Below are 237 nucleotides of genomic sequence, written 5' to 3' on the forward strand. Positions count from 1 at the left end.
ACAAGCCGTACGCATCACCCGCACCCGCATCGTCGCTGGCAAGACCAGCCGCGAGACCGCCTACCTGACCGTGTCACTACCCGCCGACCAAGCCCAGCCGGTCGACCTGCAGATCTGGATCCGCCGACACTGGCACATCGAAAACAAGATCCATCACGTCCGCGACGTGACGTTCCGTGAAGACCTCCACCAAGCCCGGACAGGCAACGGACCCGCCATCCTCGCAACGCTACGTAA

At 63.3% G+C, this 237-nt stretch carries 1 protein-coding gene; it reads left to right on the plus strand.

Annotation, left to right across the window (positions count from 1 at the left end; genetic code table 11):
- A partial coding sequence (locus ACLQ2S_RS27175; RefSeq protein ID WP_425703834.1) for a transposase occupies positions 1 to 237 on the plus strand: 237 nt, incomplete at both ends.

The sequence above is a fragment of the Micromonospora sp. DT48 genome (assembly GCF_049844495.1).
Lineage (GTDB): Bacteria > Actinomycetota > Actinomycetes > Mycobacteriales > Micromonosporaceae > Micromonospora.